Source organism: Synechococcus sp. CS-1333 (assembly GCF_025128015.1).
GTDB lineage: Bacteria > Cyanobacteriota > Cyanobacteriia > PCC-6307 > Cyanobiaceae > MW101C3.
Genome location: NZ_JAHLYO010000008.1, coordinates 114,341 through 130,142, shown reverse-complemented (window position 1 = coordinate 130,142; position 15,802 = coordinate 114,341). Strand labels below are relative to the sequence as shown.

Annotated in this window: 16 protein-coding genes and 1 pseudogene; 8 read left to right on the top strand and 9 right to left on the bottom strand. The window is 67.3% G+C overall.

Annotated features, from left to right (window positions below; translation table 11 throughout):
* Positions 1 to 123: 123 nt before the first annotated feature.
* The 4 genes and pseudogenes from KQ303_RS01550 to nrdJ all read right to left on the bottom strand — a co-directional run.
* Positions 124 to 739, bottom strand: a pseudogene (locus KQ303_RS01550) (sugar nucleotidyltransferase); the annotation flags it as partial.
* Between the two features lie 255 nt (positions 740 to 994).
* Positions 995 to 1,645, bottom strand: a complete 651-nt coding sequence (gene cysC, locus KQ303_RS01545; protein ID WP_094510233.1) for an adenylyl-sulfate kinase — start codon at positions 1,643 to 1,645, stop codon at positions 995 to 997.
* Between the two features lie 41 nt (positions 1,646 to 1,686).
* On the bottom strand, positions 1,687 to 2,625 hold the full coding sequence (locus KQ303_RS01540) for a 3'(2'),5'-bisphosphate nucleotidase CysQ (RefSeq protein WP_259728860.1): 939 nt from the start codon (positions 2,623 to 2,625) through the stop codon (positions 1,687 to 1,689).
* Positions 2,622 to 4,925, bottom strand: coding sequence for a ribonucleoside-triphosphate reductase, adenosylcobalamin-dependent (nrdJ, locus tag KQ303_RS01535; protein ID WP_259728927.1), 2,304 nt, complete (start codon positions 4,923 to 4,925; stop codon positions 2,622 to 2,624). The genes KQ303_RS01540 and nrdJ overlap by 4 nt, the downstream gene beginning before the upstream one ends.
* A gap of 220 nt (positions 4,926 to 5,145) precedes the next feature.
* Here nrdJ and KQ303_RS01530 point away from each other — a divergent pair, with 220 nt between their 5' ends.
* From KQ303_RS01530 to KQ303_RS01510, 5 genes are all read left to right on the top strand, one after another.
* Positions 5,146 to 5,817 carry a class I SAM-dependent methyltransferase gene (locus tag KQ303_RS01530; RefSeq protein WP_259728859.1) on the top strand — a complete coding sequence of 224 codons (672 nt, stop codon included), beginning with the start codon at positions 5,146 to 5,148 and terminating at the stop codon, positions 5,815 to 5,817.
* A gap of 63 nt (positions 5,818 to 5,880) precedes the next feature.
* The gene (locus KQ303_RS01525) at positions 5,881 to 6,696 is read left to right on the top strand and encodes a hypothetical protein (RefSeq protein WP_259728858.1); all 816 of its coding nucleotides are present in this window, start codon (positions 5,881 to 5,883) and stop codon (positions 6,694 to 6,696) included.
* Between the two features lie 4 nt (positions 6,697 to 6,700).
* On the top strand, positions 6,701 to 8,359 hold the full coding sequence (locus KQ303_RS01520) for a peptide chain release factor 3 (RefSeq protein ID WP_259728857.1): 1,659 nt from the start codon (positions 6,701 to 6,703) through the stop codon (positions 8,357 to 8,359).
* Positions 8,360 to 8,431: 72 nt separating this feature from the next.
* Positions 8,432 to 8,656 (top strand): hypothetical protein, encoded by a 225-nt coding sequence (locus KQ303_RS01515; RefSeq protein ID WP_094510238.1) that lies wholly within the window; start codon positions 8,432 to 8,434, stop codon positions 8,654 to 8,656.
* An 87-nt stretch (positions 8,657 to 8,743) separates the two neighbouring features.
* The gene (locus KQ303_RS01510; RefSeq protein ID WP_259728856.1) at positions 8,744 to 9,457 is read left to right on the top strand and encodes a CPP1-like family protein; all 714 of its coding nucleotides are present in this window, start codon (positions 8,744 to 8,746) and stop codon (positions 9,455 to 9,457) included.
* 188 nt (positions 9,458 to 9,645) lie between these two features.
* Here the strand turns inward: KQ303_RS01510 and hslO are convergent, their stop codons facing one another.
* Both hslO and KQ303_RS01500 read right to left on the bottom strand, forming a co-directional pair.
* Positions 9,646 to 10,560, bottom strand: coding sequence for an Hsp33 family molecular chaperone HslO (hslO, locus tag KQ303_RS01505; protein WP_259728855.1), 915 nt, complete (start codon positions 10,558 to 10,560; stop codon positions 9,646 to 9,648).
* Positions 10,561 to 10,574: 14 nt separating this feature from the next.
* Positions 10,575 to 11,222 (bottom strand): ABC transporter ATP-binding protein, encoded by a 648-nt coding sequence (locus KQ303_RS01500; RefSeq protein ID WP_259728854.1) that lies wholly within the window; start codon positions 11,220 to 11,222, stop codon positions 10,575 to 10,577.
* Between the two features lie 67 nt (positions 11,223 to 11,289).
* Between KQ303_RS01500 and KQ303_RS01495 the strand changes: the two genes are divergently transcribed.
* Both KQ303_RS01495 and KQ303_RS01490 read left to right on the top strand, forming a co-directional pair.
* On the top strand, positions 11,290 to 11,742 hold the full coding sequence (locus tag KQ303_RS01495; protein ID WP_094510241.1) for a DUF3531 family protein: 453 nt from the start codon (positions 11,290 to 11,292) through the stop codon (positions 11,740 to 11,742).
* 154 nt (positions 11,743 to 11,896) lie between these two features.
* Positions 11,897 to 12,736 carry a 16S rRNA (uracil(1498)-N(3))-methyltransferase gene (locus KQ303_RS01490; RefSeq protein WP_259728853.1) on the top strand — a complete coding sequence of 280 codons (840 nt, stop codon included), beginning with the start codon at positions 11,897 to 11,899 and terminating at the stop codon, positions 12,734 to 12,736.
* A gap of 25 nt (positions 12,737 to 12,761) precedes the next feature.
* On the opposite strand, the gene KQ303_RS01485 is transcribed toward KQ303_RS01490, so the two are convergent.
* Complete coding sequence (locus KQ303_RS01485; RefSeq protein ID WP_259728852.1) at positions 12,762 to 13,133, bottom strand: hypothetical protein; 372 nt, start codon at positions 13,131 to 13,133, stop codon at positions 12,762 to 12,764.
* Positions 13,134 to 13,332: 199 nt separating this feature from the next.
* Here KQ303_RS01485 and KQ303_RS01480 point away from each other — a divergent pair, with 199 nt between their 5' ends.
* Entirely contained in the window at positions 13,333 to 14,109 is a 777-nt protein-coding gene (locus tag KQ303_RS01480; RefSeq protein ID WP_399232613.1) for a DUF92 domain-containing protein, read from the top strand.
* A gap of 16 nt (positions 14,110 to 14,125) precedes the next feature.
* Here KQ303_RS01480 and KQ303_RS01475 read toward each other — a convergent pair whose 3' ends face one another.
* Entirely contained in the window at positions 14,126 to 14,941 is an 816-nt protein-coding gene (locus tag KQ303_RS01475; protein ID WP_094510245.1) for a sigma-70 family RNA polymerase sigma factor, read from the bottom strand.
* 167 nt (positions 14,942 to 15,108) lie between these two features.
* Positions 15,109 to 15,753: a GDSL-type esterase/lipase family protein gene (locus tag KQ303_RS01470; RefSeq protein ID WP_233132693.1), complete on the bottom strand. Its 645-nt coding sequence runs from the start codon at positions 15,751 to 15,753 to the stop codon at positions 15,109 to 15,111.
* Positions 15,754 to 15,802: the final 49 nt, after the last annotated feature.

Here is a 15,802-nt window from a genome sequence, read left to right as displayed (position 1 = left end):
TTTGGAGAAAAAACCTCTCGTCACTGATCAGCTTTGGAGTGAACAGCAGTGGGCCTTCGATCGCGAATGAGTTCACATTGATGAGTGACCATCCTTGGGGTTTCCTTTGGTTGGCTGCAATGACATGCCGTCGTTGAGGTAGAGCAGATTTAGATCTGTGATTTCCAGTTCGCCACGTGAGGAGGGGTGCAGACTCTTGGCTCGTTCAACCACAGTGTTGTCAAATGAATAGAGCCCCGTCAGCGCGTAGCGTGACTTTGGTTTGGCCGGCTTCTCTTCAATGGAGCGCACTTTCCGTTGGCTTCAAACTCCACAACCCCATAGCGTTCAGGGTCGCTAACTGGATAGGCAAACACGGTGGCTTCAGGTTCTCCGACCCCTGCGCACAACAGTTGTGGCACTAGGTCGTGTCCGTGGAAGAGGTCGTCCCCGAGCACCAACGCGGCATGAGAGTTGCCCAGAAATTGCTCGCCGATAAAAAAGCCTGCGCTAACCCACCAGGGCTGGGTTGAATGGCGTATTCAATCGTGATTCCCCATTGTTTTTACTTGTCCAGCAGCCTTCGAAAAGCTTCCTGGTCGTTGGGGGTGGTGATGATAAGGATTTCAGTGATTCCTTCCAGTAGTAAGGTGCTGAGTGGGTAGTAGATCATGGGTTTGCCATAAACAGGCATCAGTTGGTTGCTGATGGCTGTGGTCAGCGGCGCCAAGCGAGCTCCACTTCCACCGGCAAGAATGATTCCTTTTCTGTTTGGATGAGGTGGAGCTTGTTGATGCGTTGATTGAGCTTTGCTTGTGTTCTACAGTGTCATTGTTGTATTAAAGCATGCTTTATGTGTGTTGCGTCGCTGGAAATCAACGCATGATTATTTCGTGGGAGTCGCCATGGGGGCTGCGGCGTGATCTTTATTGGCTGCACAAGCTGTGCTTGCTACAGAGTGTCAATGACCCCAGCAGCGTGCAGAGCGATAAGGATCAGAGTCAAGCTTGTGGTGTCAACTGCCAGCTGGTGATGACAGGATCTCTCGGGATTCCAGCTCGCGCATCACCAGATCTACGCACTGGTCCACATTTAATGTTCCGGTTTCCACGCGCAGTTCCGGGGCAGCCGGAGCCTCATAGGGGCTGGATATTCCCGTGAACTCTTTGATTTCACCGGCACGTGCTTTGGCATAAAGCCCCTTCGGGTCCCGATTTTCGCAGGCCTGCAGGTCGGCGGCACAGTGAATCTCTATGAAATCTCCCTCACCGACAAGCCCCCGGGCTTTGTCGCGATCGGCGCGGAAGGGGGAGACGAACGCCGTAAGCACAATCACGCCCGCGTCGAGGAACAGCTTTGCTACTTCTCCGATCCGCCGGATGTTCTCCTCCCGGTCGTGATCCGAGAACCCCAGGTCTTTGCAGAGGCCGTGGCGGATGTTGTCGCCGTCCAGCACGTAACTGCTGAGCCCGCGGGTGAACAGCTCCGCATTCACCGCATTGGCAAGGGTGCTCTTGCCGCTGCCCGAGAGCCCGGTGAACCAGAGGATGGCACTGTTGTGACCTTGCCTCTCCGCCTGGCTGCTGCGATCCACCGAGGCCTGATGCCAGACGATGTTGCTGGATTTGATCACGTTGCTGGCTTCACCGCTTGCATTCACAGGCATGGAAGGATCTGCAGGGTACAGGAGTGGAGAGCACCGCCAGTTCAGAGCGCTGCCGCCGGATCAATGCGGGCCATGGCTGCTGCCGCGGCATCGCAGAGAACCTGGTGGGCGGGTCCGTGGCTGGCAATCAGGCAACCGGCCTGGCGGAAGTCCCCAGTGTTGTACAGCAAAGGCCGCCCATCGGCGTGAGTGAAGGCGCCACCTGCTGCCAGCAGCACCGCTTCGGGAGCAGCCATGTCCCAGTCCTTCGGAGCTGTCTTTCCGGACAGGGAGATGTAGAGGTCGGTTTCGCCGCGCAGGATCGACGCCACCTTCCCCCCCACACTCCCGCGCGCGATGCCGCTGGCGATCGGCAGTGAGGTCATCAGCTGTTCCAGCCGGTCGTCGCGGTGGCTGCGGCTGGTGACCGGAATCAGGCTCGACAGTGCTGTGCGCCCGCTCAGGGAAGGGGCATGACGTTCCCCGTCCGGCGCTTCCTTCCAGGCGACGGGTGGCTCGATCCCGTCGGGGTCGAGCCACCCGAACCAGAGCTCATCGAGCTCTGGCAGCAGAACCACCCCGAGGGCAGGCCGCTGCTGGTGCACCAGGGCCAGATGCACGGCGTATTCGCCGGTGCCCTGAAGGAAGTCCTTGGTGCCATCGAGGGGGTCGAGGATCCAGAGCCAGTCGTTGGCGATGGCCTGATCGGCGGGCCACTGACCCGTGGTCTCCTCGCTGAGGATGGCCCAGGAGGCTGCTGGGAAGTCGCTCTGCAGCCCCTTGATCAGATGCTCGTTGACGGCAAGATCGGCTGCCGTGACTGGCCCTTTGGGATCCTCATCCACCGAGAGGATCGGCGGATAGCCGAACGGAGGGGTGTCGCCGCGGGCATAAGCCCGCAGGATGGCCGCCGCCTCCCAGCACAGCCGCCGAACGGTAGCGAGAACCGTGGCGACTTTTTGGCCGGCGAGCGTGCTGTCTGCGAAGTAGAGCTCTTTCATGGTTTCTGGGGCTTGGCCAGCGGCAGCAGGCATTTGTCGGAGTCGCAGCCGGCTGGACCCGCCTCCACCAGTTCGCCGTTGTCGTAGCGCTGCAGGGAGGCGAAGAAATCGAACTCGCGGCGCCGCGCCGCCACCTCCTCCTGTAGGCGCTGGTAAGTGGTCTGGTCGATCGGCTCGAACGGCAGGCGGGGGAAGGTGGCGTTGGCATCGAAGCGGGCCAGAAGCGCCGCCGAGATGTATCCCTTGCCTTGATCGATCGCTGCGTGAATGGCTTCAGCGAGAGATTCGATTTCGTTTTCGCGGAACTCGACCGTGGCTGAGGTGTTGTGGGCGGTGTAGTGCTGTTGGACCTGCATGTAGAAGTCAAACTGGGCCAGCGCCGAGAAGCTGTTGATCTCCACGGCGTCGGCGCCGGGCAGGTTGGCCCAGCTCACTTCGGTGGGGATTTCCACCAGCCACTCGGTGCAGCGGGGATCAAACGGATCATCCAGCAGGCGGCCGTGTTCATCCTTGTCGCTTTGGCTCGGCACGATCGTGTAGCCGTAATCCATGCAGGCGAGTGCCACCGGATCGTTCTTGCGGAAGGTGATGCGGCGGATGAAGCGCTGGGCCTTGGGCGGATGCCAGCCGGGGCTGGCGCCGGTGAGCAGGCTCTTGGTGCCGGCGGGCTGCACCGTGGTGCAGCGGTTCGGGCGGCGCAGACCATGGCGGTCGCAGTAGTCCCACACGGCCTCGTTCACCGCCGTCTTCCAGCGCGATAGGTAGGCGGCTTCCTGTTGCTTGAACGCCAGCCCGGCCTCGCTGTCCGGACGGCCCTCCTCCCACCAATTGAGCCAGGGGGTGCCGAAAGCATGCACGAAGAAATCGAACAGGCCCGTGAAGCTCACACCCACGATCGGATCCCAGGCACGGCTCTGGCGGTAACGCTCCACCTCAAAGCGGTGGTTCAGCAGGCAGGCCACCGCCAGACCGGCGGCGCGGAAGGCATCCGCCTGGCCCTCGTGGTCGGCGGGGTCGATCTGGTTGAGGTGAATCTCCGCCAGGTTGCAGTGGAAATCGGCGCCGAGGATCTCGCCGCAGGGGTTGAGGCCGTAGCGGCTGAGGCGGTGCTCAAGTTCGGCGTCCGTGATCTGCGGATGGTTCAGCTGCAGCCAGCGGCCCGCTTCCTCACGGCCCTGATCGCAGTAGATGGTGATGAACTCGCTGCGCAGTTCAGGGGTGGAAAGCAGGTCGGCATTCGAGCGGGCGATCGCCTCGGGGGCGAACTGGATGGCGCCTTCGCCGCTCTGAAACTGCTTGAGCACCGCCTCCCGCACCACCTCGCGGCTGGGGCGGGTATGGAACACGCGTGTGTGGTTGGCCATGCGCAGCGCATCGCGCTCGGGGTCGATGCGCCAGTTGCCGTCCGCGTCCTGCTGCCAGAGGTTCTCCTTGGCGCCGGCCGCGGAGGCGTCGTCTGCGCAGAATTGCCGCATGCCCGCACTGCGGCGGATGTTGCCGGCCACGATCGTGACGGCCGCCTCATCGATCAGCAGGCAGCATTCCACTGAGCTGAGCTGGCGGCCATGGGCCTTGTTGAGGATCTCGGCGACGCGCCCGTAGAGGTCTTTGAGCTTCACCGGGTTGGCCATGCCGCCGAACCCCTTGAGCGTTTCGCCCACAGGACGCACATCGGAGAGGTCAACGCTGACCGTCACCTCACCGTCGAAGCGGGAATCGCTGCTGAGCTCCAGCAGGAGCTGGTAGCTGTCCACCCAGCCGCGCCGGGTGTCGCCCACCTTGATCGCCACGTCGTGGCCCGTAATCGTGTGGGTGGTGTGCTCCTGGCGCTGGCCGGCGGGAGTGGCGCCGATGTCGGTGACGGAGGTGATCCGCAGGCGGTTGCGCACCGCAGGCAAGCGATCGATCAGCCGAGGCTCGATGATGGCGCCCGTGCCGCAGCCCATCATCGCCAGGTCCATCATCAGACCGAAGGCTTCCCAGTCGATCAGGTTGGTGGAGGTGCAGTTGTAGGCGCCGGAGAAGTTCTGGGGCTGCTCGATCCAGTCGGTGCCACCGATCCACAGCCAACGCCCTGAGGGCAGCGCCTGCTGCCGTTTATGCATCCGGCGCAACAGGGCCACTTCCTCGGCGTTGAGGTTGCCGAGCCTGCGCAGCCCTTCGAGGTTGCGCTCGCTCACCTCCTGCCAGCTTTCGCGCCCGTTCGGAGTCTTGCGGCTGTAGGTGCGGTAGAAGACCGGGTTCGCCGCCGGCGCCGTGACGGGGAAATCCGCAGCGGCGGCTTCTGGCAGGCCAGCCAGCCGGGTGAGCTCGGCTGCGGTGGCAGGCGTGGCGGAGAGGGTCACGGAAACAGGGGCAGCGTGGCGCGTGGAGAAACCTTAACCCCACCTGTGGGGTGCGCAAGGTTCATCCTGCACCAGCGGCAGTGTCTGTACGGCTCGCCAGGGGCTGACCGCCCCACCAGCGCCGGCTGCCGCCCCGCCGGGGCTGCGCCAGGCTGGCGGCGCTGCGGTGGTGGCCATGGAGCGGATCTGCGAGCCCGAGCTGATGGACGACGCCGAGCAGGCGCGCGCCTATGCCGACGCCGACTTCGCTGCCGGTGACCGCGCCCTGCTCAAGCGCACCGAGGACCTGTTCGGGCCACAGCTGGGGCCGCGGATCATCGATCTGGGTTGCGGACCCGGCAACATCAGCTTCCTGCTGGCGGAGCGTTATCCCACGGCCCGGGTGCTGGGCCTCGATGGCGCCCCCGCCATGCTGGCGATCGCCGCCGCGCGCCTGCAGGCCACCCCGGATCGCTTGCCAGGGCTGAGCTTTCAGTACCTGTTGCTGACGCCGGGGGGTGCCCTGCCGCAGGAGGGCCGCTGGACGGCGGTGGTCAGCAACAGCCTTCTGCACCATCTGCACGATCCGCTGGTGCTGTGGCAGGCGGTGCGCCGGCTGGCGGCCCCCGGAGCGGCCATCTGCATCAAGGATCTGCGCCGTCCGTCGGATCCAGCGGCCCTGGAAGAGTTGGTGCAGCGCCATGCCGCAGGTGCTCCGCCCGTGCTGCGGCGTGATTACGCCCAGTCGCTGCGGGCGGCCTTTCGCCGCGTGGAGGTGGAGGCGCAGCTCCAGCAGGCGGGGATCGAGGGGTTGGCGGTGCGGGAGCTCGACGACCGCTACCTGGAGGTCTGGGGACGATTGGCCTGAACGGCGGGGAGCCACCGGCTGCCGCTAAACCAAAGGGGCTCCGTCGTTGCTGCACTTCTCTCCGTGCTGCCCCACGCCCGCCGTTGGCGCCGGCCCTGGGGGCCTGCCCTGGCGCTGGCCCCAGCCACCGGCGCCGCCACCGCGGCTGTTCTTGCCATCGCGGCAGCAGCCATGGGCCTTGTGCCACTGGCGAGCGCGCCGGTGGTGGCACAGGCTCTGCGCCCCCCCGCCTGGTTGCAGGCGCCTCCGGCCAGCATCGGTCCGATCCAGCCCACCTGGGAAGCGCTGCTGTTCGTCCGGCTCGATGCCGGTGATCAGGCCTGGTTGCCCCGCCCGCAACGGTTGCCCGATGGCCGACTCCGCTACGTGTACCGGCAGCGCCGTGGTGAAAGAGATCTCACCATGGCCCAGATCCACGACCTGCTGCGCAATCCGCCCCGCTATACCGCCGAGCGGACCGCCATCACTTCCCTGCTCGCCCAGCTGTGGGGCCTGGGGGTGCGGGTGGAGCTGACCACCCCGCGGGTGGCGGCGGCGGCCGGCGAATGGGTGCCCCGTGAGGCGGTGATCCGGATCCGGCCGGATGTGCCCGACCGCGGCACCCTTGATTTCGCCGCTGTGCTCAACCACGAGGCCATCCATGTGGCCCAGAGCTGCCGAGCCGGCGGCCTCAGGCGGCCGCCCACCCCCCTGGGCCTGCCGGTACGCCTGTCGCCGGAAGCGCGGGAACTGCTCGCACAGCCTCTCTACGCCCGCATCCCCCCCCTGGTGCGCCAGCTGGAGCTGGAGGCCTTCAGTCATCAGCGGGATCTGGCCCTCGGCGCCCACCTGCTGCGCAGCCTCTGCCGGCCGGACAGCCGCCTCGGCCTGGCAGGCTGAGACCATGACCAGCGCCTCCCCCCCACCCGTTTCCCCCAGCGACGACCTGGCCGGGGTTGCCCTGGCTGAAGCGGTGGCGAAGCGGCGCAACTTCGCGATCATTTCCCACCCGGACGCGGGCAAGACCACCCTCACCGAGAAGCTGCTGCTCTACGGGGGGGCGATTCAGCAGGCCGGTGCGGTGAAGGCCAAGGGAGAGCAGCGCAAGGTCACCTCCGACTGGATGGAGATCGAGAAACAACGCGGCATCTCGATCACCTCCACCGTGCTGCAGTTCGACTACGCCGGCAGCACGGTGAACCTGCTCGACACGCCAGGCCACCAGGATTTCTCGGAAGACACCTACCGCACCCTCGCCGCTGCCGACAACGCAGTGATGCTGGAAGACGCCGCCAAGGGCCTCGAACCACAGACCCGCAAGTTGTTCGAGGTCTGCCGGCTGCGCAAGGTGCCGATCTTCACCTTCATCAACAAGATGGACCGGCCGGGCCGCGAGCCGCTCGAGCTGATCGATGAGATTGAAAGTGAGCTGGGCCTCACCTGCTGGCCGGTGAACTGGCCGATCGGCAGCGGTGATCGTTTCCGTGGCGTGATCGATCGCCGCAGCAAGGACGTGATCCTGTTCGAGCGGGCGGAGCGGGGCCGCCAGTCGGCGGAGAAGCGCCTGGCGGCCGGCAGCCCCGAGCTGGCTCGGCTGGTGGAACCGGAACTGCTGGCGGCGGCGCTGGAGGAACTGGAGCTGCTCGATGGTGCCGGCGCCGAGCTCGATCTGGAGCTGGTGCATGCCGGTGAACTGAGCCCGGTGTTCTTCGGTTCGGCGATGACCAACTTCGGCGTGCGTCCCTTCCTGGATGCGTTCCTGGAACTGGCTCAGCGGCCGGTGGCGCGGCTAAGCAGCGACGGCCCGGTGGATCCGCTACGGCCGGAGTTCAGCGGCTTCGTGTTCAAGCTGCAGGCCAACATGGATCCACGCCACCGCGACCGCATTGCCTTCGTGCGGGTCTGCAGCGGACACTTCGAGAAGGACATGAGCGTGCGGCATGCCCGCAGCGGCCGCACCATTCGCCTCTCTCGCCCCCAGAAGCTGTTCGGGCAGGACCGTGAGGTGGTGGAGGACGCCTATCCCGGTGATGTGATCGGCCTGAACAATCCCGGCATGTTCGCCATCGGCGACACCCTCTATGCCGGCAGCAAGGTGGAATACGAAGGTATCCCCTGCTTCAGCCCTGAACTGTTCGCCTGGCTGCGCAACCCCAACCCATCGGCGTTCAAGAGCTTCCGCAAGGGGGTGAACGAGCTGCGGGAGGAGGGAGCCGTGCAGATCCTGTATGACACTGATGCCAGCAAGCGCGACCCGATCCTGGCGGCCGTGGGCCAGCTGCAGATGGAGGTGGTGCAATACCGGCTTCAGAACGAATACGGAGTCGAAACGCGCCTCGAGCCCCTCGGCTTCAGCGTGGCCCGCTGGGTGGTGGGCGGCTGGGCGGCGCTGGAGGCGGTGGGGCGCATCTTCAATTGCAAGACCGTGCGCGACGCCTGGGACCGGCCGGTGCTGCTGTTCAAGAACGAGTGGAATCTCAACCAGCTGCGGGAAGACCACCCCGCCTTCGAGCTCAGCGCCGTGGCGCCGGTGGTGAGCGGCGTGGAGCCGATCGCCCTCTGAGCATTTGCTGATGCGGGTGCCCACGGCGCTGCTCCCGGCCCGCCAGAATCTTTGCAACGAAAGATCACAGCCATGGCCGAGCCCTTCTGGCTGGTTCGCCCCCGCCACGACGGAGGCTCCGATTACGTGCGCTTCCTCCCCAGCCAGGAAGCCGTCGAGGTGCGCGAAGGCAGCCACCTCCCGCCCCAGATGCCTTTACTGAAGCGGCGCCAGTGGTTGCCGCTCAAAGAGGCAGAAGCCTGCCGCCGGCATCTTCAGCAGGAAGGCGGTTTCCACTCCAGCGAACCTTTGTTCTGAACCACTGGTTCGGTGGCAGCGGAGGCCTCCGGATGGGGCGCGCCTCGATACGCTCGTACCACGATCCTGCTCACCGCACCGGAGGCCATGACCAACGGTTCTGCCCTGCCCCCCGGCGCGACCGGCGGCCCCAGCGATGGTTCCAGCCCCTACGAACGGCTCGGCATCGCTTCTGATGCCAGCTTCGACGAAGTTCAGGGAGCGCGTCAGCATTGCCTTGATGCGGTAGGAGACGACCCCCAGGCCCGCGCCCGTGTGGAAGCCGCCTACGACGCCGTACTGATGGAACGGCTGCGGGAGCGGCAACAGGGGCGGGTCAGCAGCGCCGCCCTCAGTGCCTCGAAGCGGGAAGAGGTGAAGCCGGCCGTGATCGCCCGGGCCCCCTCCAGGCCTGCCCTGCCGGCCATGCCTTCCTTGCCCCAGCTCTCTGGCGGCAAACTCACGCGGCCGAAGTTCTCGATGCCCCGCCTGGCCCTGGCCGAGGGCCGTGAGCGCTGGGTGCCCCTGGCCGGGCAGGGGGCGATCCTGCTGCTGCTCCTGGTGTCCCCCCCGTCCTCCGACACCGTGCTGCTCGCCCTCTCCACCCTGCTCACGGTGGTGAACCTGCAGCGGCGCAACGGCCGGTTTCTGGCGGCGGTGGGCTGGAGCTTCGCTCTGCTGGGCCTCGGCCTGCTGATGGGCGGCGTGCTCGCCCAGCTCGTTGATCCGGCCCTGCCGCTCGGGCTGCCGCTGGCGGGCGAACAGCTTCAGAGCCTGCCGGCACTGATCCTGCTGTTGCTGGGTGCCCTGCTGCTGGCCTGACGGCTGCCGAAGGTTTGTGTCGCCCCCCTGGTTGAGTCTGGTGGGGTCACGCCAGTGATGCCCCTAGGGCACGGCACGCTCACAGCCCGTGCAGGCTTCCATGCCTGCCGGGTGCAGACTTTGCCTCCGCACGCCCAGTTGAGGGCTGTGAGGCTGCAGTCCGCTTCCGGCTCAGGCGCCTGTGGCCTTCAGACAGCCGCCAGCTCCTCGATCAGTTCCCGCAGCTCGGGCGCCTCCACGCCGTACACCTCGTTGCAGAAATGGCAGGTGAGCTCGGCGCGGCCGTCTTCGCGCAGGATCGTGTCGAGCTCGTCACGCCCCAGCAGCCGCAAGGCATTGACGCTGCGCCTGCGGGTGCAGGGGCAGTGGAAGGTGACGTTCTGGCTGGCCTCCGCATCCTCCAGGAGCTGGGGATCGAGGTCCGGGAAGATGTCTTCCAGCAGGCGTTGCAGATCGCCGCTGCAGTCGGCGAGCCGCTGGCTGAACCCCTGAATCTCGCGGCAGCGCTCCTCCAGCAGGGCCACCAGCGCCGGTTCCCGGGCCGCCTTGGGCAGCACCTGCACCAGCACCCCACCGGCGCAACGCACACCGCTGCTGTCGATCTGCTCACCGACGAACACCGCCGACGGGGTCTGCTCGGAATGGAGGAGGTAAGAGGCCACGTCATCACCGATGCCGCCGCTCACCAGCTCCACCGTGCTGCTGAACGGCTCGCCCTTGCCCTGGTCGCGCACCACGTGCAGATAGCCGGTGCCCGTGGCCTTGCGGAAGTCGAAGCGGTGCAGGCCCTCGGGCGTTTCCACCAGATCGAGCTCCAGGCCCGGCGCCCCCACGTAGCCGCGCACGGTACCGTCCCGGCCCGCATCCACCATCAGGCCGCGCAGCGGTCCGTCCGACTGGATGCGCAGGTTCACCCGTCCGTGGGCCACCTTCATCGAACTGGCCAGCAGCAGGCCGGCGGTCATCGCCCGGCCCAGCACGGCGGTGGTGAGGTACGAGAGGCCGTGGCGACGACGGGCGTAGCGTGTGGTGACGGTCGTGAGGGCCGCCACCATGCGGATGCCGCCACCGGCGGCCGTGGCCCGTACCAATCGATCGGGCATCGCCCCGCCCCAACTCAGGGCATCGTACGGAGCCTCGGCAGGGGCTGAAGCGCCCCACCCTGCAGCCGCCAGCCTTCCTTCACCCAGCCCTTGAACAGCTCCGGTTCGTGGGTCACCACCAGCAGCACCCGGTCCCGCGCCAGCAGTTGCAGCAGTTGCAGCACCTCTTCCCGCACCGACCAGTCGAGGCCGGCGGTGGGTTCATCCAGCAGCAGCACACGCGGATCGCGCAGCAACTGCACCGCCAGCGCCAGTCGCCGCTGCTGGCCGCCGCTGAGCCGCTCCGGCGGCTGCTGCAGCGACAGCCCCTGCAGCCCCACCCGGGTGAGCACCTGTTCGACCCGTTCCGACGGCAGCCGCCGCTGACCCAGCTTCAGCTCCTGGCCCACCGTGAGGCCGAGGAAATGGCGCTCGGGAAACTGAAACACCAGGCCGCAGAGCCCGCGCCGCTGCCTGGCGTTCAACGCCTGCCCTTCCCACAGGATCGCGCCGCCATCGGGGTCCGCCAGACCGCAGATCAGCTCCAGCAGGGTGGTCTTGCCCGAGCCGCTCTGCCCGGCCACCAGGGCGGGCCGGCCCGGCTCCAGGCGCAGCTCCACCCCGTCGAGCAGGGCGGCTGGGGTGGTGGCCGGGTGGTAGTGCAGGGATCGAAGCTCGAGCATGGCGGGTTTCGCTTCCCCCAGCTTGCTGGATGCGTGTTTGATGGGGGCAAGCACGCTGCCTTCTCCCATGGACGTCCGCTTTCGGGATGTGGATCCCTTCAACTGCTGGATCTGGGTGCGTTTTGCTGCTCCGCCCGGGCAGGGGGAGCGCGGCTACATCGATACGACCTTTGAGAGCTGGTTCTTTCTCGGCAAGCTGGGCGGCTTCAATGCCGAGAACCTTCAGGTGCATGAGGAGGGCGTGGATCTCAGCTGGATGACCTACGACGGCGACGACGCTGAACGGGCCCTGCCGGCGTTGATGCACAACATGGGCGAACTGGAATACCAGGAGGACTGGGCCCGCTGCTGGGTGGATCTCGGCACCAGCGATGGCGTTGCCCTTGATGTGCTGATCAACGCCCTGCGGCAGCTCGACAACGACGTGGTGGAGATTGAGGAACTGGTGATCGGCGGTCTCAACGACGATTGGCCGGTGGAAGACCAGCCCGATGCGATGTTCGCCCCCGGGGTCAATTGAGCGCGGTGTGACCCGGGAGCTGCGTCGTCTGTTGATCGAGCCCGGGCGCCTCGCCCGGGCGGCGGCTCAGCCGCCAGATTCCTCGGCTGCGGAAGTCGCTGCCAGCGGGCAAGCTGCAGCGCCCGGCTGCGAGGGTGCTCTGCCTATCCTCCGCTTGGAAGACGGCGAAAGCCGCTACCTGACGCGGGTGCTCCGCTTTGGCCCCGGCGATCGCTTTGCGGTGGTCGACGGTGCCGGCCAGCTGTGGAGCGCGCTGCTGACCGACCGCAGCAGCGCCCGGCTGGAGCAGCCCCTGGAGGCACCGCTTGCGGTCGAGCCCTTGCCCTCCCCCCTGCTGGAGCTGGCGGTGGCAGTGCCGCGCCGCGATTTCGACACCGTGCTGCGCATGAGCTGCGAACTGGGGGTCGACCGCCTTCAGCCGCTGCTGGCCGAGCGCGGCGTGCGGGGGGCGGAAACCGGTGGGCCGGGCCGGTGGGAACGCTGGCAGGCGATCGTGCGGGAGGCCTGTGAGCAGTGCGAGCGTCTGTGGCTGCCGCAGCTGCTGGAGCCCATGGCCGCCGCCGCCTGGTTCCGGAATCCGGCTTCGCCGTCCAGCGCTGCAGCGCGCTCAGAGCCCGGCCAGCGTTGCTGGCTGGCCACCACCCGGGCGGCCGACCTGCCGCTGCTGAGTGAGCTGCTGGGGTCGGGAGCCCTGCCTGCTGGCACAGAGCTGCGCGGCGTGGCAGAGCTGGGCGGTGGAGCAGTACAGCGGACCGGGTTAGAGCTGGGTGGCGCTCAAGCCCAGGGTGCGCATTGTGTTGGCATCGCCCGCCTGGCGATCGGGCCTGAGGGGGGATGGACGCCGGCGGAGGAGCAGGTGGCGGTGGACGCGGGCTGGCAAGTGGTGAGCCTGGGCCCGACGATCCTGCGCACCTCAACGGCGGCTGTGGCAGGTCTGAGCCTGCTGAGCGCCTGGCGAGCGGGATCCAGGCGAGCAAGATCGAGCGGCGGCTGAATCCCTGGGGCGCAGATTGCCACGCTCAGCTCTTCATCAGGCTGGCGGCCATCGCCTTGAACGGGCCGATGTTGGCCCCGGCCAGCCGGCGGCGGCGGGAGAGGGCGCCGGCGGGGGTGAGGCAATCGGGCGAGAAGGTGACCAGCGAAGGAGGCGGCAGGTTGTCCTGTTCACGCCGCAGCTCGGCAGCCATCGCTTCTGCGGTGGTGAGCACGCTGCCCGCTGCAGCGACGCCGGCCTCTGCTGCTGGCCCTGCGGTGGCTGCAGCGGGATCCGCGCTGGTGGATGGAGCCACAGGAGCCGCCGGAGCCACCGTCACAGGGGCCACTGTCACCGGCTCAGCGGTGGCGTTCTTGTCGAAGTCGATGAAGAACGAGCCCTTGCGCTTGAACAGCATGGTGATCCGAAGACGGAACGTTGGCTGTGATTATCCGCCGGCACCTGCAGGGGACCGACGCCGCTTAGGGGAGTGCAACAGAGAGCGGCAGGCCACGCCGCTGCTGAAGAGACTGGGGCCTGTGCGGTCTGCCCCCTTGAGCGTTCTGCTGCTGTCTGCCGTGCCTGTGCCGGTGTCCCCCTTCACGGGCCTGGAGGCTTTGCTGGGGGCGCCACCGCTGCTGCCGGCCCAGACCCTCCAGCACTGGCTGCTGGCGCTGGCGCTGCATGGCCTGTTGATCAGCGCTGCACAGCGGTTCCCCCTGCTCACCCGCTCCGGCTGGGTACACGCGGGTGTGCTCGGCACACTGCTGTGGGGCGCGCTCGGCTGGCGCGGCTGGCTTGCGGTGGTGGGCTATCTGGTGCTGGGCTCCCTGGTGACCCGGCTGGGCTTTCGCCAGAAGCAGCAGCAGGGGCTGGCCGAAGCGCGGGGTGGACGCCGGGGGCCGGAGAACGTGTGGGGCTCCGCAGCCACCGGGGCCGTGCTGGCTCTGCTCACCACCGTGCCCGGAGCGCCGGTGCCGCTGCTGCTGCTTGGTTTCGGGGCCAGTTTCGTCGCCAAACTTGCCGACACCTGCGGCAGTGAGATCGGCAAGCGCTGGGGGCGTCACACCGTGTTGATCACCTCCCTGCGGCCGGTACCCGCCGGTACGGAAGGGGCGGTCAGTCTGGAGGGGACGGGTGCCAGCCTGGTGGGCAGCGCGGTGATGGTGCTGGTGCTGAAGTTGCTGGGGTTGCTGGGATCGCCCCCCGCGCTGCTGTTGGTGTTGCTGGTGGGGGTGTTGGCCACCCTGCTGGAGAGCTGGATCGGCGCCACCCTGCAGGCGCGGCTCGCCTGGCTGACCAACGAGCTCGTGAACGGAATCCAGACGCTGCTGGCGGCGTTGATCGCCATGGGGCTGGCCTGGGGCGCCGTGGCGCTGGGCCTGGCCGCCTGATTCAGGGGCGCTTGACTCAGGCCTGGGCGAACAGATCCCCCCATTCTCTGCTCAGTTCCTGGCGCAGCCGCGCCGCCAGCCGTTCGAAGCGGCGTTGGGCCACCCGCGCCCGGATCCCCAGCTCCTCGCCCAGCTGGCGCCAGGAGGCCCCATCCAGCACCCGCCCTTCCAGCAATCGCCGCTCGCTGACCTCCAGGTCTTGCAGCCGCTGCCTGAGCCAATGCTGCGGTTCCGGCTCGGAGCAGGAGGATTCGCTCAGACGATCGGCGCGGCAGGGATGGGGGGCTTCCCGGGCGCTGAGCTTCTCCACCAGAGGGGTACTGGAGGCTTCAGCCGTGCCAACCGGCGCATCGAGGCTGGAGCACTGCAGGGCCCAGTGCAGGCTGCAGGCCTCCTGCCACTGGGCGACAGGGCAGCCCAGGGCGGCCGCCAGCTCCGCGTCGCGGAGCGCGGGCTTCTGCTGGTGAAGGCGTTGTTGCTGGAGGGTCTGCCCGCGCTGATGCAGGTCGCGCAGCAGGCGTGAGGCTTTCAGCGGCTGTTCGTTGTCGCGCAGGTGGTGCTGCATGGCCCCGCGGATGAAGGGCACGGCGAAGCTGCTGAGGGATGTGCCCTGGGCCGGATCGAAGGCTTCCACCGCGCGGATCAGACCGATCGAGCCCTGTTGCACCAGATCGTCGAACGGCACGGCGGTGTGGGGCCGGAGGCGGTTGGCCACCTGCCGGACCAGGGGCAGGTTGAATTCCACGATCTTGTTGCGATCGCGTGGATGGCCGCTGCGCTGGTATTGCGCCAGCAGCTCGGGATTGCGGCGTTGAAAGATGGTGAGCGTCATGGTGGGGAACCGGAGGTGCCAATGGGAAGTCCTTGGAATCACCTTCTCGCCGGGTGGCCCTTCCCCACCATCCCCACTCCCGGTGATTTCGCCTCCCCCGTAGGGGTGAGATCAAGGAGGTTGCCGCTTGCTCTGGCGGGCAGTCAGGCGGGTGATGAGCAGCTCGCTCAGGCAGGGGTGCGGCTCTGTTGCGGCTCCAGTGAGGCCCAGCGCAACAGGGCCGGCCAGTGTTTCAGACGCTCATAGAGACGCCGGTGTCCGGCGCTGTTGAGGTGCAGCCCGTCGCTGTCGAGCAGCCGCAGCCAGTGCGGATCCTCCAGCAGGCCATCGAGCAGCGGTAGGAACGGCACATCCGCTTCGAGGCAGGCTTCCTCCAGCAGGCCCTCGTAGTGGCGCACGGTGGCCAGGTCGTACCAGAGACAGCCGGCGAAGGGCATCACCGCCTCATCCACTGGGGTGAGGCCGATCACCATCACCGGCGCCAGCTGCCCGGCCTGGTGCAGCAGTTGCTGCAGGCCGAACAGGAACGCCTCCGGGGCCAGTTGGTGGCGCCCATCTGGGCGCCCCACGCGGGCCGTGTCGTTCAGCCCGATGCCCAGCAGGATCCCCTGGGGCCCCTGGCGCCGCAGCTCACCGCGGCAGCGCACTTCCGCCTCCAACCGTGCCGCCAGCCGCTCCAGGCCGTCGCCGCGCACGCCGAGGTTGTAGAGCACGGGCCCGCCCGGGATCTCCATCCAGTGGCGCCGCAGCTGCTCGCACCAGCCGCCCCCATCGGGGTCTCCCCAGCCGTACACCCCGCTGTCGCCCAGCACGATCAGCTTGCGGGGCGGGGGTGAGGCCGCAGTGCCGGGTGCCGGGAGA

Excerpts from the sequence above, each read along its gene's own strand:
- KQ303_RS01475 (WP_094510245.1), bottom strand. The coding sequence starts at position 14,941 with ATGACGCTCACCATCTTTCAACGCCGCAATCCCGAGCTGCTGGCGCAA.
- KQ303_RS01530 (WP_259728859.1), top strand. The coding sequence starts at position 5,146 with ATGGAGCGGATCTGCGAGCCCGAGCTGATGGACGACGCCGAGCAGGCG.
- KQ303_RS01495 (WP_094510241.1), top strand. The coding sequence starts at position 11,290 with ATGGACGTCCGCTTTCGGGATGTGGATCCCTTCAACTGCTGGATCTGG.
- KQ303_RS01485 (WP_259728852.1), bottom strand. The coding sequence starts at position 13,133 with ATGCTGTTCAAGCGCAAGGGCTCGTTCTTCATCGACTTCGACAAGAAC.
- KQ303_RS01520 (WP_259728857.1), top strand. The coding sequence starts at position 6,701 with ATGACCAGCGCCTCCCCCCCACCCGTTTCCCCCAGCGACGACCTGGCC.
- cysC (WP_094510233.1), bottom strand. The coding sequence starts at position 1,645 with ATGCCTGTGAATGCAAGCGGTGAAGCCAGCAACGTGATCAAATCCAGC.
- hslO (WP_259728855.1), bottom strand. The coding sequence starts at position 10,560 with ATGCCCGATCGATTGGTACGGGCCACGGCCGCCGGTGGCGGCATCCGC.
- KQ303_RS01500 (WP_259728854.1), bottom strand. The coding sequence starts at position 11,222 with ATGCTCGAGCTTCGATCCCTGCACTACCACCCGGCCACCACCCCAGCC.
- KQ303_RS01540 (WP_259728860.1), bottom strand. The coding sequence starts at position 2,625 with ATGAAAGAGCTCTACTTCGCAGACAGCACGCTCGCCGGCCAAAAAGTC.
- KQ303_RS01515 (WP_094510238.1), top strand. The coding sequence starts at position 8,432 with ATGGCCGAGCCCTTCTGGCTGGTTCGCCCCCGCCACGACGGAGGCTCC.
- KQ303_RS01510 (WP_259728856.1), top strand. The coding sequence starts at position 8,744 with ATGACCAACGGTTCTGCCCTGCCCCCCGGCGCGACCGGCGGCCCCAGC.